This window comes from Butyrivibrio sp. FCS006 (genome assembly GCF_000424525.1).
GTDB lineage: Bacteria > Bacillota > Clostridia > Lachnospirales > Lachnospiraceae > Butyrivibrio.
The window spans coordinates 597,996-613,094 of record NZ_AUKB01000008.1; the positions used below are offsets into that span (position 1 = coordinate 597,996).

At 40.9% G+C, this 15,099-nt stretch carries 13 protein-coding genes; all 13 read right to left on the minus strand.

Annotation, left to right across the window (positions count from 1 at the left end; all coding sequences use genetic code 11):
* Nucleotides 1-41: 41 nt before the first annotated feature.
* Entirely contained in the window at nucleotides 42-419 is a 378-nt protein-coding gene (locus G633_RS19030; RefSeq protein ID WP_051199860.1) for a type II secretion system protein, read from the minus strand.
* A 341-nt stretch (nucleotides 420-760) separates the two neighbouring features.
* Nucleotides 761-2,062, minus strand: coding sequence for a hypothetical protein (locus G633_RS0102630; protein ID WP_026518976.1), 1,302 nt, complete (start codon nucleotides 2,060-2,062; stop codon nucleotides 761-763).
* A gap of 124 nt (nucleotides 2,063-2,186) precedes the next feature.
* Entirely contained in the window at nucleotides 2,187-2,675 is a 489-nt protein-coding gene (leuD, locus tag G633_RS0102635; protein ID WP_026518977.1) for a 3-isopropylmalate dehydratase small subunit, read from the minus strand.
* 12 nt (nucleotides 2,676-2,687) lie between these two features.
* Nucleotides 2,688-3,959 (minus strand): 3-isopropylmalate dehydratase large subunit, encoded by a 1,272-nt coding sequence (gene leuC / locus G633_RS0102640; RefSeq protein WP_026518978.1) that lies wholly within the window; start codon nucleotides 3,957-3,959, stop codon nucleotides 2,688-2,690.
* Nucleotides 3,960-4,046: 87 nt separating this feature from the next.
* Nucleotides 4,047-6,500: a YfhO family protein gene (locus tag G633_RS0102645; RefSeq protein WP_026518979.1), complete on the minus strand. Its 2,454-nt coding sequence runs from the start codon at nucleotides 6,498-6,500 to the stop codon at nucleotides 4,047-4,049.
* 57 nt (nucleotides 6,501-6,557) lie between these two features.
* Nucleotides 6,558-7,586: a ketol-acid reductoisomerase gene (gene ilvC, locus G633_RS0102650; RefSeq protein ID WP_026518980.1), complete on the minus strand. Its 1,029-nt coding sequence runs from the start codon at nucleotides 7,584-7,586 to the stop codon at nucleotides 6,558-6,560.
* A 36-nt stretch (nucleotides 7,587-7,622) separates the two neighbouring features.
* Complete coding sequence (ilvN, locus tag G633_RS0102655) at nucleotides 7,623-8,135, minus strand: acetolactate synthase small subunit (RefSeq protein WP_022767061.1); 513 nt, start codon at nucleotides 8,133-8,135, stop codon at nucleotides 7,623-7,625.
* A gap of 271 nt (nucleotides 8,136-8,406) precedes the next feature.
* Complete coding sequence (gene ilvN, locus G633_RS0102660; RefSeq protein ID WP_022767060.1) at nucleotides 8,407-8,889, minus strand: acetolactate synthase small subunit; 483 nt, start codon at nucleotides 8,887-8,889, stop codon at nucleotides 8,407-8,409.
* Nucleotides 8,890-8,908: 19 nt separating this feature from the next.
* Complete coding sequence (gene ilvB, locus G633_RS0102665; RefSeq protein WP_026518981.1) at nucleotides 8,909-10,534, minus strand: biosynthetic-type acetolactate synthase large subunit; 1,626 nt, start codon at nucleotides 10,532-10,534, stop codon at nucleotides 8,909-8,911.
* Between the two features lie 19 nt (nucleotides 10,535-10,553).
* Nucleotides 10,554-13,019, minus strand: a complete 2,466-nt coding sequence (locus tag G633_RS0102670; protein WP_026518982.1) for a homocysteine S-methyltransferase family protein — start codon at nucleotides 13,017-13,019, stop codon at nucleotides 10,554-10,556.
* Entirely contained in the window at nucleotides 13,006-14,091 is a 1,086-nt protein-coding gene (locus G633_RS0102675; protein ID WP_026518983.1) for an acyltransferase family protein, read from the minus strand. Before G633_RS0102675 ends, G633_RS0102670 begins: the two co-directional genes overlap by 14 nt.
* A gap of 30 nt (nucleotides 14,092-14,121) precedes the next feature.
* Nucleotides 14,122-14,649, minus strand: a complete 528-nt coding sequence (locus G633_RS0102680) for a hypothetical protein (protein WP_026518984.1) — start codon at nucleotides 14,647-14,649, stop codon at nucleotides 14,122-14,124.
* A gap of 22 nt (nucleotides 14,650-14,671) precedes the next feature.
* The gene (gene atpC, locus G633_RS0102685; RefSeq protein WP_035770410.1) at nucleotides 14,672-15,097 is read right to left on the minus strand and encodes an ATP synthase F1 subunit epsilon; all 426 of its coding nucleotides are present in this window, start codon (nucleotides 15,095-15,097) and stop codon (nucleotides 14,672-14,674) included.
* Nucleotides 15,098-15,099: the final 2 nt, after the last annotated feature.

Consider the following 15,099-nt stretch of genomic DNA (forward strand, 5'->3'; position numbering starts at 1 on the left):
AAATATGCCCCACTTATACTATAGAGCAATCTCCTAACGAATTACCACGAAGCAGTAACAGACCCATCGTCAGCAAAAGTGAAGGTAATCTTCGTAGACGTAGCTTTTTTTACTCCGCCATTATCCTTAGGCGCTTTAAACGGAAGATTTGCACCGTTACCGCTCCAACTGTTAGCAGTTGTAGTCTGAATAACTGCTGACTTGGTAATTGTATTACTTGATCCTGCCTCTCCTGTCAAATAATCTGTCATAGCTTCAGCATATGCAGAACGAATATTCGCAACAGAAGTTGCATCTCTTGACTTCTCAAGCTGTGTTGTGAATACCGGGATAGCTACAGCTACCAATACTGCAATGATAGCTACTACGATAAGCAACTCAGCAAGTGTAAAACCTTTTCTCTCTTTTAACTTGTACATTGTCTTCAATCTCCCTTCATCATTATTTTTAGTTTTTGCACTCCCCCATGATGATTTTGGGAGCACTTAATTTATTGCCACGGAACATCCAGCATTATTCCGATGCAATCTTCATAATATAATCTTATCTCTCAATAATCGTCATATCAAGAAAAAAAACACTCAATTTTAGAAATATTTTATAAAGTCATTAAACCTCTGAGTTTATCTTTTTTTTACTATTATCATCTCATTCAAAATATATATCGTCTAATTAATATAAATTATTAAGAAATAAAAATAAAAAATCCGGAAAGAATCTTCATCAAAAAGAAAACTCTTTCCGGTCTATTTTCAAGTTTTTATGATTTAGTAGCTCTCTTTATAAGTTCTATGTAAGCCTTATATTTAATTCGTGTGTGCGCTTCGGAGGTGAGCTTTTCAAGAGCCTCATCTGCAATAGCCGGATTCTTGGTTACAAGCTTTGAAACACGCCAGTCACTGTCACCTACAAGCTTCATAAGAGCTTCAATAGGTGCCCCCGGATTCTTGGCCACATTTTCACGAACAAGCCACTCTTCATCCTGAGCAAGTTTTCCCAGTGCTATCTGAGGAGTACTCATGTTGCTTGCAACTGCTTTTCTTACATATGTATCATTGTAGCCTGCAAGATACTCAAGAACATTGTCAGGTGTTTTGGTGTTCATTGCTATGCTCTCACAGACTCTCCAGTCCTCATCCTTAGCAAGTTTCTTAAGGACCAGTTCAGGAGTTCTCTCATTTCTGGCAACAGCCTTTCTCACATAACCGTCATCATCTTCCGACAGACGTTTCAGGACAGAATCCGTGACATTGCTATTTTGAGCAACCGCCGAGCGGATTGATTGCTTAACATCCTGAGAGAGCTTCTCTAAAAGCTCTGTGGAGGTCCCCGGATTCTCAGCAACAGCTCCTCTTACGCTGGTATCCAGATCTCCCAAAAGAGCATTTAATACTGTGAAGGGAGCGTTTGTATTTTTTGCAACATTCTCACGAACCACTGCAGACCTGTCCCTGGCCAGGACTGTGAATGTTGATTCCGAAGTTCCTTTATTTGCAGCTACCGCTGCCCTGACATCCTCTACAGTGTCTTTTGCAAGTCTATCCAGAACTAATGCGGAAGTCCCTGGATTCTCAGCAACAGCAAGCCTCACAACATCTTCAGCATCATTTGAAAGCTTATCAAGAACAGCTGAAGGAGTACTGGGATTGCCTGCGACTCCACTTCTGACCACCTCACTGGCATCAGAAGCAAGTTTGGCTATTGATTCAGCAGGAGTATTCTTATTCTTGGCGACCCTGTATCTGATGACATCGCTCTCGTCAACTGATAGCCTCTCCAGGATACGTGTGGAAGTATTGGCATTTTCCGCTACTCCCCAGCGTACAGCATCATTCATGTCTATGGAAAGAAGTTCAAGAATATCCTCAGATGCGTTGGGATGTGCAGATATTCCCCTCAGAGCAGCAAGATTTGTCTTATCCAGTTCATAGAGCTTATCAAGAATCTCAGTGGGTGTATCATCATCCCTAAGTATATCTTCACTCACAACATTCCACTCAGCATACTTATAATCATGATCGAACAATTCCTGCAAATCACTTATCAGTTTATTGTAATCCATAGCCACCCTCCAATTTAGTGTCAAAAAATGATACTTACTAATATAATAAAACAAATTCAAAAAGAGCGCTACGGTTTTAACGCCGTAACGCTCAATTTTTATCATCTTTTAATCATTATTATCATTATTTTTTATTAATGTAGTTGATCAGTCCTTCCGAATCTATGATCTTCTGCATGAACTCAGGAAAAGCCTGGCCCTTAAAGGTTTCTCCCGTTGTTTCATCAGTTATGATGCCTGTGTCAAAGTCGATTGAAACAGTATCTCCGGCCTTGATATTCTCTGCTGCTTCCACACATTCAATGATGGGAAGTCCGATGTTAATGGCATTTCTGTAAAAGATACGGGCAAAGCTCTTTGCGATAACGCAACTAACGCCCGCTGTTTTGATAACAAGAGGCGCATGTTCTCTTGATGAGCCACAGCCGAAGTTCTTATCGGCCACAATGATGTCTCCTGCCTTTACATTATTTACAAAGTCTTTGTCGATATCTTCCATACAGTGAGTCGCAAGTTCTTTTGCATCAGAAATGGCAAGATATCTCGCAGGAATAATTACGTCTGTATCAACATTATCTCCATATTTAAAAACTGTTCCCTTTGCAGCTTTCATCTCTAATCCTCCTTAAAGTCCAAGCTCACTTGGCTCGGAAATCTTACCTGTGACAGCGCTTGCTGCTGCAACAGCCGGTGAAGCCAGATAAATCTCAGAATCAATTGCGCCCATTCTTCCAACAAAGTTTCTGTTTGTTGTAGATACGCATCTCTCGCCCGACGCAAGAATTCCCATGTATCCGCCAAGACATGGTCCGCATGTAGGTGTTGAAACAATTGCTCCGGCCTCTATAAAAGTCTTTAAAAGCCCCTCCTGCATTGCCTGCAGGTAAATCTTCTGAGTTCCGGGGATGATGATGCATCTCATACCATCTGCAACATGTCTTCCTGATAAAATCTCAGCTGCACAGCGAAGGTCATTAAGACGTCCGTTTGTACATGATCCGATTACAACCTGATCTATCTTTGTATCTTGGATTTCATCAAAGGTATGAGTATTCTCAGGCAGATGCGGAAAAGCAACTGTTGATTTCAAAGTGCTGAGATCAATGGTGTATTCTTCATCATACTCAGCATCCTCGTCAGCCTCAAAGATCTTGTATTCTTTTCCCGGTGCATGTTCCTTAAGGTACTCTATAGCAATCTCATCAACAGGGAAAATACCGTTCTTTCCACCTGCTTCAATAGCCATATTGGCAATTGTAAATCTGTCATCCATTGTAAGGTTCTTTATTCCCTCTCCAACGAATTCCATTGACTTATAAAGAGCTCCGTCAACACCGATCATTCCGATGATGTGGAGGATAACATCTTTTCCGCTGACCCACTTGGAAGGTTTACCGACAATATTGAACTTGATAGCTGAAGGGACCTTAAACCATGCCTTTCCTGTTGCCATTCCGGCTGCCATATCAGTAGAACCGATACCGGTTGAAAAAGCTCCGAGCGCACCATATGTGCAGGTATGAGAATCTGCTCCGATGATAACATTTCCCGGAAGTGTAAGTCCGCTCTCAGGAAGAAGTGCATGCTCAATACCCATCTGGCCTACTTCAAAGTAGTTTGTGATGTGGTTCTTCTTGGCAAATTCACGAACGCATTTGCAGTTCTCAGCTGATTTGATGTCCTTATTAGGAACGAAATGATCAGGAACAAGCGCGATCTTGTCCTTATCAAATACGCTGTCAGACTTAAATTTGGTCATCTCCCTGATTGCCACAGGGCTTGTTATATCATTCCCCAGAACAAGGTCAAGGTCCGCCTCAATAAGCTGACCGGCACTAACCTCTGAAAGCCCTGCATGAGAAGCCAGTATCTTCTGGCTCATAGTCATTTTACTCATACCGTTAATCTCCTTTGATGTCTTAATATAAATCAAAAACTTTATAGCAAATATAACATAACTAACAAATCACGAACACATACAAATTTAATCGTTTTTCTTGATTATTTTTAACATACAGTAATAAAGAGCCAGTAACAACAGTCCAAAACCTGTCATCAGTATGCCGGCAAATAGCCCTTCCGGTCTGTAATCAACTCTGATCACATGCTCTCCTCTACTTACCGGGATTGCCATCAAGCCGTAATCTGCTGTATATATCTGAGTCTTTTTGCCGTCAACTCTGCACTTGAAGCCTTTTCTGTTTGGCACTGAGAAAAATACAAGGGTATCATCCTTTAGCTTGGCAGTTCTTGCTGTAAATCCATGAGTATCTGTTTCAAAGCTGCTACAGGAAGTCTGTCTTCTCTTTTCGCATTCCTGCGTAAACTTCAGATACGATATATTCTCCTCAAATAAGTCCTCAGCCGTAATCTCCTTCATGGCTACGGTCTTTTCGACTTCCATTGCCACTTTGTCAGGAAGGATAAGGAGTCTTGCCAAATCGTAATCTCTCTCTTTTGCCTCAACATCGCTCCATTCCGACTCAGTTATATAGTAGTCATAAGTAAATCCCATGGGTATGAAATTCAGATTTTCAAATATATCGAAGCCGTTCTGAGTATCCAGATACTGATAACCATCAGTACCCTCGCTGTTATAGTAGGTTCTGTTTTTACTGATCTCAGCATTTTCGAAATAGTATTTTGCTGAAATTATTGCTCTTAAACCGGCTCTTTCAACAGGAATATTGGTTTCTACCGTCCTCTTGATATTGCCGGTTCCTTCGAGAAACGTGAAAATCTGCGAAGGAACAGTACTTAGGAAGCAGTGGATCGAAGGGATTCCCCAGACCATATCGTAATTTGTGGACGTAGAATCAACTTCACCTCTGCAGAAATCACTAAGGTCAACAGTGACAGTGTTTTCAAGCATCTGCTCCTGCCACATTTCTTTTCCCCTGTCACTTATTATTGAGCTTCCGTTCTTAACCGGAATGTAAGTTGCAATAATGCAGCTGATCACCACAAGGAAAAAAGTTATAATCTTCCTCTTTTTATTGATAAAAAATGTGGTGGCAATGAGGAAAATACACAGTACTGCAGTTCCAATCAAATCTCTGATAAAGATGGCATTGTTATCAGACATTTTGAAAAATACTCTTTTGCCGTCTTCGTCTGTACTTGGCAAGAAATAAATAAGAACAAACAAAAGGAAGAACAAAACTGCAAAAATTGTTCCCTTCTTGAATTCCCTGGTCCTGCCTCTCTCAACTGTAACAGCTGTCATCTGGCTCATAATAAGAACAGGCATATAGAACCATCTTGCATAGTAGCTTGAATTAAAGAAAGAAAAGGCTGAATTGAATACGGGAATAAGCGCAATCACAAGGCATACTATAAGAAGATGCTTCTGCCAGCTCTTTTTCTTGTCTTCAAAAAGCATAAATGCCACAACACCTGACAAGCCAAACATTGGAATGTATGCTGCCAGCGAAGCGTTTTTGACTGTACTTGTGTAAAAGAGTGTGCCCTTTCCGATAATGTCAGGAAGCATAGCCATACTCTTAAAGATATCCCAGATAAGCTTTTCACTTGGGTAGATGAGCATATCATAGCCACTGATAAAATTATCAAGTCTTGTATTTCCGGATACACCAACAAAAGCAGGTACCAGGAAGAATCCTGCTATAAGAACACCTATTACACCGCTTATCAGAGCTCTGTTAAAAAGAACCAGATTCTCACTCAGGTGGTTTTTAACTCCGAACTTAATTATGTAATAGATCAGCAGAAAAAGAACCTGTCCGAAGAAGAAGTAATAATTTACTATGGACATGAACGTAGTCATCAGAATAAAGCGAATCATTGACTTCTTCGGAAGGAATAGATATCCTTCTTCATCAAACGTCTTCTCTTCCATAAGCCTGTCAAAGAAGTGCAGATAAAGTGGGAAAAATGCAACAGAATCTGTAAAGTGATTAAATACAATGTTGCATGCATTAAAGCCCGAAAAAGCAAAGAGATAGCCGCCTATCATGGCATAAACATCTCTTTTTACATATTTTCTGATGTAGATGTAGGCACAAAGTGCAGCAAAAGCATACTTAAGCGCCATAAGTACAGGCATAAGATAAGGGATCGCACCTTCAGGAAAAAGAACTGTCAGCCAAAAGAACGGACTTCCCCATAAATAAAATGAGAAGTCTCCTGCCATACTTCCTCCTAGATCAATATTCCAATTCCAGAAAAACTCCCCGCTTCTTACAGCTCTGTGAGCAACAATGTAGAAAGGGATCTGCTGAACATTGTAATCGCCGTAATAAAAAAAGGGTAATCCTCTTAGAACCAGAATAGGAAGAATCGCAATAAGATACATTAAAAAACTGCTTGCAAAGACTATTATCGGAGCATACACCCTTTTACTCGTATTCTCTTTAATAGTGAGTTCCTTAGTAAGCAGCATTTCATTGTTTCCCCTGATAAAAATTAAGAGTGCCATTTGCATGACACTCTTAAATATTAAGCCAAATTCAGGACTTTTTCAAATGTCCGAAAATCAGTTGTTGATGAGCTTATCAGACTCATTGTTCCAGCTGTAGAGCTTTCTGATCTCAGCACCGATCTTCTCTGAAGGATGCTCAGCATGAAGCTTACGCATAGCCTGGAAGTGAACCTGTCCGCCTGCCTCTGACATATCAAGCAGGAATTCCTTAGCAAATGTTCCGTCCTGGATGTCTGCAAGGATCTTCTTCATTGTCTTCTTGGTCTCATCTGTGATGAGCTTAGGTCCTGTTACGTAATCGCCGTATTCAGCAGTGTTAGAGATTGAATATCTCATTCCTGCGAAACCTGACTGGTAGATAAGATCTACAATGAGCTTCATCTCGTGTACGCACTCGAAGTATGCATTTCTTGGATCATAGCCTGCCTCAACAAGTGTATCGAATCCGGCCTGCATAAGAGCACAAACACCACCACAAAGAACTGCCTGCTCACCGAAGAGGTCAGTCTCTGTCTCTGTTCTGAATGTTGTCTCAAGAAGACCTGCTCTTGCTCCGCCGATTCCTGCACCATATGCAAGTGCAAGGTCAAGAGCCTTACCTGTAGCATCCTGCTCAACAGCAACAAGACAAGGTGTTCCCTTACCTGCCTGGTACTCACTTCTTACTGTGTGTCCGGGAGCCTTAGGAGCGATCATAGCAACGTCAACATCCTTAGGAGCCTTGATAAGACCGAAATGTACGTTGAAACCATGAGCAAACATAAGCATGTTGCCGGGCTGAAGGTTGGGCTCGATATCCTCTTTGTACATCTTAGCCTGCTTCTCATCGTTGATAAGGATCATGATGATATCAGCCATCTTAGCAGCCTCTGCTGTATTGTAAACCTTAAGCCCCTGAGCCTCAGCCTTAGCCTTGCTCTTAGATCCCTCGTAAAGACCGATGATTACGTTGCATCCTGAATCCTTAAGGTTAAGTGCATGTGCATGTCCCTGTGAGCCGTAACCGATAATAGCAATGGTCTTGCCCTCAAGCAGTGATAAATTACAATCTTCCTGGTAAAAAATTCTAGCATCCTGTGACATAACTAAATCCTCCATATTTTTGTTTTATATTATTCCTTACTCATCAAGGTAAATAACCTTGTCTGTGCCTCTTCCAAGTCCCGCGATTCCGGTTCTTGCAAGCTCTAAGATCTCATATCCCTCAAGGAGCTTAAGGAATGCATCAACCTTGGACTGTCCACCGGTGATTTCGATAATAAGTGAATCAGGACTTACATCAATAATGTTTCCTCTGAAAATATTGGCTGTAGCAAGAATGCTCTGCCTGTTGGTTGCCTCGGCTCTTACCTTGACCAAAGCAAGTTCTCTGTAAACCGAATCCTCAGGAAGCAGTTCATGAATATCTCTAATATCAACGAGCTTGGCCACCTGTTTCTCAATCTGATCAAGAATTACATCATCACCGGATGCTACAATTGTTATTCTGGTAAATCTGGGATCTGCCGTAACACCCGCCGTGATACTCTCGATGTTGTATCCTCGTCTTGAAAACAGTCCTGATATTCTGGAAAGAACACCGGGGTTGTTATCAACGATCAGCTGAAAGACTTTTTTCTTTAATTCTTTCATTTTTCGCTCTCCAATTATGCCTTTGACTTTAGTGTCTATCTAATACCTTTAGCACTTTAAAGTGCTGATTTTCAATGATTCAAATTCAAGTCGTTTTCTTATTATTTTGATATTGTTTGGCTTGTTTTTTCATCAATTTAAATCAAATTATACCACTTGAAGCACATAAGTCAACAAAAATATTTCAGCACTTTACACCGTTAAATTCATACCCGTAAAAATAGGGTCTCCCGGCATTCCGGGAGACCCATATCATCTTAAAGTATTACTATTACTGCTCCTTGCATTTGGTTAGAGCGACTGTTCCTGTTCGTGCGATCTCGACAATGCTTACACTCTTCAGCATCTCGATGAAAACTTCAATCCTGTCTGAAGTATCGCAAATCTGGATTATCATCATATTTTTGGACATATCAACAATCTGGGCGTTCATGATAGTACAGTTTTCCATTATGTCACGCCTGTTTTCTTTGTTGTACTTGACCTTTATAAGCATAAGCTCTCTGTTGATACTCATGCTCTCCTTAAAAGTCTTTACCTTGATGACATCAATCTTCTTGTTGAGCTGCTTCTCAATCTGCTCTATGGTTCGTTCATCACCTGTTGAGACGATAGTCATGCAGGAAACGGCCTTGTCAGCCGTCTCTCCAACAACCATTGAGTCAATATTAAAGTTTCTTCTTGAAAAGAGACCTGCTACCTTCGAAAGGACACCAGCTCTGTTTTCTACAAGAACCGAGTAAATTCTCTTCATAGTCTTTACCTGCCTGTTTTTATCTTGTAAGTGCCATTGGATCAACCATAACTTCCATCAGTTCTGAGGAGTCATCTTTGAGGAAATCAGCAAGAGCTTTCTCCATATCAGTGTTTCCGTCAACCTTGTAATACTCCATACCGTAAGCAGCAGAAATAAGAGAAAGATCAGGATCACCCTCAAGTTTTACCATGGAATATTTGTCATTATATGCGTTATGTTGATGTTCTCTAACCATTCCAAGATAGCCGTTATTCATGACAACAATCTTGACTTTTACACCGTACTGGCGCATAGTCGCAAGCTCCATCATTGACATCTGGAATGCTCCGTCGCCAATTACAGCAACTACCTGTCTTTTTGGTGCAGCAATCTTACCACCAAGAGCTGCAGGGATTGAATATCCCATTGTTCCCATTCCACCTGATGTCAGGAATCTTCCGTTCTTTACAATATGATAAGCACAGGACCAGATCTGATTCTGTCCAACGTCAGCAACATAAATGGCATCATCATCCATTGCTTTTGAAAGAGCTCTGATAAATGCTTCGGGATCAACAAATCCTTCAGCAGCAGGAGCCCTGAGTGTCATCATCTGCTCCTTATAGCTTCTTAATGTTTCTACCCATTCTTTATGGTCATCTGCATGGTCATCCTGTGCAAGGAATTCAGCAAATATATGCTTGATATCACCAACCAAAGGAATTGTCGGACCAACGTTCTTTCCAATTTCAGCAGGGTCTACATCAATGTGGACCATTACTTTGTTCTCTGTGATCAGATCAGGTCTGTTCACAGCTCGGTCAGCAACTCTCGCACCCACCATCAAAAGAAGATCAGATTCATTCATTGCTCTGTTGGCATAAGCCTTTCCGTTATTTCCCACCATTCCAAAGAACAGCGGATGGTCAGATGGCATAGCTCCTATTCCCATCATGGTTGAAACAACAGGAACGTCATTGAGTTCGGCAAATTTTATAAGCTCCTGAGTAGCGCCACTAAGATGTACGCCTCCACCAACACAGATAATCGGTCTTTTTGCTTTTTCAACCTCTTTGATTACCTTCTTGATCTGTACCGTATTTCCCTTGACTGTAGGCTTATAAGACCTCATGGAAATAGTCTCGGGATAAGCAAACTTCTCAGTCATCTCATCATTCTGGATGTCAAAAGGAATATCTATAAGTACAGGCCCTTTTCTTCCAGTACTTGCGATATAAAAAGCTTCCTTAAACACCTTAGGAATATCATTTACATCTCTGATGAGATAGCTGTATTTAACAAAAGATTCTACAGCGCCGGTAATATCCGCCTCCTGGAATACGTCACTTCCGATCATGTCGCTGTTAACCTGTCCGGTAATTGCTATCATCGGTATCGAATCCGCATAGGCAGTAGCGATTCCGGTAATCAGGTTAGTTGCTCCGGGGCCTGAAGTAACAGCGCAGACTCCAACCTTTCCGCTTATTCTGGCATATCCGCTCGCACAATGAGCAGCATTCTGCTCTGTACGGATAAGCACAGTCTTTATATCAGAATCTAAAATCTTGTTCCAAAACGGATCAATGGCAACTCCCGAATAACCGAAGATTACCTCAGTATTTTCTTTTTCAAGGCATTTTACTATAGCCTCTGCTCCAATCATGAAAGCTCCTCCGTTCTTATCAAGCAATGCTTAATATAGTTCTTACTACCTTAACAGCATCGGCTGCATCGGATGAATAGCCGTCTGCGCCGATCTCAAATGCATAATCTTCAGTAACTACCGCTCCGCCAATTATTATCTTGGATTTTATATTCTCTTTCCTTGCAAGCTCAACCACGTTCTTCATTTCCTTCATGGTAGTGGTCATTAGCGCAGAAAGAGCTATAACACTGGCGTCATTTTCTCGTGCAGCTCTGATAATTTCTTCCTTAGGCACATCCTTTCCAAGGTCAATGACGTTGAAACCGTAGTTCTTTAGCATCAATGCCACCAGGTTTTTACCGATATCATGGATGTCCCCATGTACAGTTGCGATTATTATAGTCGGGAGTTTTTTAGAATCATCTGCTCCTTCTGCAAGGAGAGGTTCAAGGTATCCTATAGACATCTTCATTGCCTCAGCACCTGCTATGAGCTGTGGCAGGAAGTATTTCCCCTTATCAAAATATTCCCCAACTTCATTTATCGCCGGCATAAGAGCTTCATCCAGGATCTGCTTAGGATTTATTCCCTCTTCAACGGCTTTCTGTGTGTTCTTGACGATGGTCCTCTTGGATCCTGTAAGAACATCCTTTTTTATTATATCAATATAGTTGTCACCTTTAACAGAGTCGTTTTTAACTTCTTTGCCTGGTGTCTGGCCCTGGGCTTCAGTGTTATATCTCTCCATTCTCTGGATATATCTGAGGTCAGCACCATCTTTTTTCTTCAGAAGGTCTGATGCAAATGCAGCATTTACCAGCATTTCCTGAGACGGATTGGCAATTGCCATGGTAAGTCCTCTCGAAATTGCCATAGTAAGGAAGGCTGTATTCACATTCATTCTCTGTGGCAGGCCAAAAGAGATATTTGACAATCCACAAATTGTTGCATAGCCTCTTTCATAGCAAAAACTGATAGTATCAAGAGTATTAAGCGCAGCGCTTGGATCAGCTCCCACAGTTGCAACAAGGCCGTCTACAACAATGTCTTCTATACTTAGGCCTAAATCATAAGCTTTTTTGCTAAGAGTCAGGATATTGTCTTTCTTCTCATCAAGGTCTTTGGGGAGACCCTCAGGGCTTAAAGGGAGAAGTACAAACATAGCACCGTATTTTTTCGCAAGCGGGAGAAATTTCTCAGCTTTACCCTTTTCAAGCGATATCGAATTGATGAGTGCTCTTCCCGAATAAATACGAAGTGCTGCTTCCATAACCTCAGGGCTTGAAGTATCGATACAAAGCGGAAGGTCGGTAATACCTGAGACTTCTTCCATGACACTTAGCATCATTTCCTTCTCATCAATTCCACTCATTCCAACATTGATATCAAGGATAGATGCGCCTTCTTCCTCCTGGTTTCTGGCAAATTCAGAAACCATATCAAGATTCCCCACACGAAGCTCTGCCTGAAGCTTTTTCTTACCTGTGGGATTAATTCTCTCACCGACGATCATAAACAGATCGTCCATGCCAAAGGAAAGAGCCCTCCTTTCGGATGAAAGATATCTTCTGCCACAGATTTTTCTTGGCACAGGATTTCCATCTTCGCCTTTTACATTAGCAGGATTTAAATCATTGTAAGTCTTTTTCAAAAGAGCTATAAACTCAGGTGTTGTACCACAGCATCCTCCAAGGATTGATGCTCCGCAGCCGATGAGTTTTTTCATCTCGCTGACAAAAACATCGCTCTCCATATCGTAAATGGTATTACCCTCTGAATCCACCTTAGGAAGTCCTGCATTGGGTTTAGCAATTATCGGGATGCTTGTAACTGCTGACATATTGCTGATGATATCCATCATCTTGTCAGGGCCTGTAGAACAGTTAGCGCCGATGGCTGCTGCACCTAATGCCTCAAGACATATTGCAGAAGCTGCCGGGTCTGAACCAAAAAGTGTTCTTCCATCAGCTTCAAAAGTCATCGTGATTATTACAGCAAGATCTGATACTTCCTTGGCTGCGATGAGAGCTGCTCTGCATTCCTGAAGGCTCATCATTGTCTCAATTACAAGAAGATCAACACCTGCTTTATCCAGAATACGAATCTGCTCTTTATAAACGTCAATAAGTTCTTCAAAATCCAGATCTCCTACCGGCTTAAGCTGTCTTCCTGTCATGGTAAGGTCACCTGCTATCAAGGTTTTATTACCGACAGCTTCTCTTGTGATACTTACAAGATCAGTATTTATCTGAACTATGTTCTCTGCAAGGCCGTATTCTTCAAGTTTGATCCTGTTACTGGTAAAGGTCGGCGCATACACAATATCAGAACCTGCATCCGCATAGGCCTTTGACAATCTCTGCATTACATCTTTATGCTCTAATATCCACTTCTCAGGACATACTCCCGCAGGCATACCAGCTTTCATCAGGTTGCTGCCTGTTGCGCCATCAAGGAATACTATTCTTTCTTTGCAAAACTCAAGGAATTCATTTCTGTTCATTTACTCTTACCTTATCAATTAAAATAGGGATTACTCCAAAAATAAGAATTGCTATAACCATAATCAGAATTGGCTTCTGCCACATGGTATATGATGGTATTATGCCATTTTGAGATAATACATCAAGTGCTGAAATTATCATAACGTGATAAAAATAAATCAAGGAAGAAGCTCTTTTTCCAAAATACGGCAGTACTTTTCCACTGTTTATGCCGCATTCAGATAGCATTAAAAGTGCGATCACAATAATCACAGAGCCTATATAGACTTCTTTACTTCCAATCACAAACTTCTCAATTACGCTCAAAGCAAAGCCAAAAGTCAGTATCAATATATTCCTTGGCAAAAGAGCTTTTGCCTTTTCTTTATACTTCTCAATTCCAAGTTCATTCTTTCTTCTTTCAGCATTATCGGTAAAAACAACACCTATAAGTACAAAAGGCATACCGACAAAAAGCCAGTTTCTAAGTAAATACCAAGTTGATATGCTGATATCAAAAGGCCTTATAGGATAAACAGTCTGTAAAAGCTCACCAAAAAACATCAGTCCCAAAAGAAGCACAATCAGCCATTTGTACCACTTTCGGAGCACCTGTGCAAAGATAATTATAAGAATATAAACATAGATCAAAGCAAAAAGATACCAGAGATGATCAAAGACATAGGACTCATCATAGATATATCTTCCTGAATTAAACAATAAGAAAATACTTGTTTCATAAGCATTAAACTTGTCATGAAACCAATATCCTAAGCTATAGCCATTAAAAAGAAAGTAGCAAAGTGAATAGATCAGATGACAGGCATAGACAATTGCAGTCATTTTTAATAGTTTAATCAGTCTGTTCTTTGTAAATTTTCTAATTTCTGCTGTATTTCCGGCATAAGAGCCATCTCTTTTGACCAAAAGAAATCTACCTGAGATTGCAAAGAAAAAAGGAACAGCAAATCGTGAAATAGCAAAAACCACATCCCCAAAAAATCCCGGAAATGGTGCATGTATGGTTATCACAAAAAGGCAAGCTATGAATTTTAAGGAATATATAAAGTTATTATCGTTTGATCTTTCCATAGATTTCCTTGTATGCAAAACAAGCACTGATCATTCTCCATCAGTGCTTGAATCTATTGTTGAAAATTCGTAGGTACTCTGGGTTTCGACAGAAATGCCCTCTCCTTCAGGAACTTCTCCGTGAAGAACTTGTAATATTACCTGGGCTCTGCTGTTAGCTCTCTCATAGTACTGCTGAGCCAGCATCTCCGAGTCAGAATCAAACTCGTTGTCGTAAGCCATATGATAGAATTCATCGGCCTTCTGCATATAATCTGCAGCTTCTACAGATATGTCGGCTATTCCGTAGAATTCATCCGGAACAGGTGCCTCTGCCATAGTCTTATAAGTTAAATTCATCTGATCCAAAAGATCAAGGAGCTGAATCTTAGCAGCTTCGTCATCAGGATCTAAGGCGTTTATCTCATTGTCATACCTGCTTAGATCACTGTAGAAAGTAGTCATACTCTCCCTGTAAGCTTCAAGCTTCGGATCTTCCTTCTTCCCACAACCTGTAACAAGTAATCCAATTAAAACTATAGCAATTCCGCAAACATTTAATCTCTTATTATTAAACAATTATTTCCCACCAACTTTTCTTTTAATCTTTGTACTTAGAAGCCGCACTCAGCCTTGCCATAGCTCTGGCAAGTCCCGCCTGAGATTTCTTGAATTCTTTTATAGACTGCTTCTGATTAAGATGGTCCATTGCAAATTCATAGGCTTCCAGTGCTCGTCTCTTGTCGATATCAGCCGGACTTTCTACGGTGTTTACCAGGACGATGCACTCATTGTCAACAGTATACTGCACCGAGCCGATACTAACAACACCATAAATCCAATCTCCCTTAGGAGTTTTTATCTTTATGACGCCGTCATAGATAGCGTAGATCATCTCTTCATGCCCAAAAAGCAGCGCCAATTCCCCATCATGGCAGGGCAAAATGATCTCCAGTGCCTGTCCGTCATAAAATATTCCATTGATAGAAATGACCTTAAGACCAAAGGTCTTGCTATTTTCTTCCATAT

What these genes read in the sequence shown, in the direction of transcription:
- ilvN (WP_022767061.1), bottom strand. Translation starts at nt 8,135, where the DNA reads ATGAAAGAATTAAAGAAAAAAGTCTTTCAGCTGATCGTTGATAACAAC.
- ilvB (WP_026518981.1), bottom strand. Translation starts at nt 10,534, where the DNA reads ATGATTGGAGCAGAGGCTATAGTAAAATGCCTTGAAAAAGAAAATACT.
- ilvC (WP_026518980.1), bottom strand. Translation starts at nt 7,586, where the DNA reads ATGTCACAGGATGCTAGAATTTTTTACCAGGAAGATTGTAATTTATCA.
- G633_RS0102675 (WP_026518983.1), bottom strand. Translation starts at nt 14,091, where the DNA reads ATGGAAAGATCAAACGATAATAACTTTATATATTCCTTAAAATTCATA.
- leuD (WP_026518977.1), bottom strand. Translation starts at nt 2,675, where the DNA reads ATGAAAGCTGCAAAGGGAACAGTTTTTAAATATGGAGATAATGTTGAT.
- G633_RS0102630 (WP_026518976.1), bottom strand. Translation starts at nt 2,062, where the DNA reads ATGGATTACAATAAACTGATAAGTGATTTGCAGGAATTGTTCGATCAT.
- G633_RS19030 (WP_051199860.1), bottom strand. Translation starts at nt 419, where the DNA reads ATGTACAAGTTAAAAGAGAGAAAAGGTTTTACACTTGCTGAGTTGCTT.
- G633_RS0102645 (WP_026518979.1), bottom strand. Translation starts at nt 6,500, where the DNA reads ATGGCACTCTTAATTTTTATCAGGGGAAACAATGAAATGCTGCTTACT.
- leuC (WP_026518978.1), bottom strand. Translation starts at nt 3,959, where the DNA reads ATGAGTAAAATGACTATGAGCCAGAAGATACTGGCTTCTCATGCAGGG.
- G633_RS0102670 (WP_026518982.1), bottom strand. Translation starts at nt 13,019, where the DNA reads ATGAACAGAAATGAATTCCTTGAGTTTTGCAAAGAAAGAATAGTATTC.
- ilvN (WP_022767060.1), bottom strand. Translation starts at nt 8,889, where the DNA reads ATGAAGAGAATTTACTCGGTTCTTGTAGAAAACAGAGCTGGTGTCCTT.
- atpC (WP_035770410.1), bottom strand. Translation starts at nt 15,097, where the DNA reads ATGGAAGAAAATAGCAAGACCTTTGGTCTTAAGGTCATTTCTATCAAT.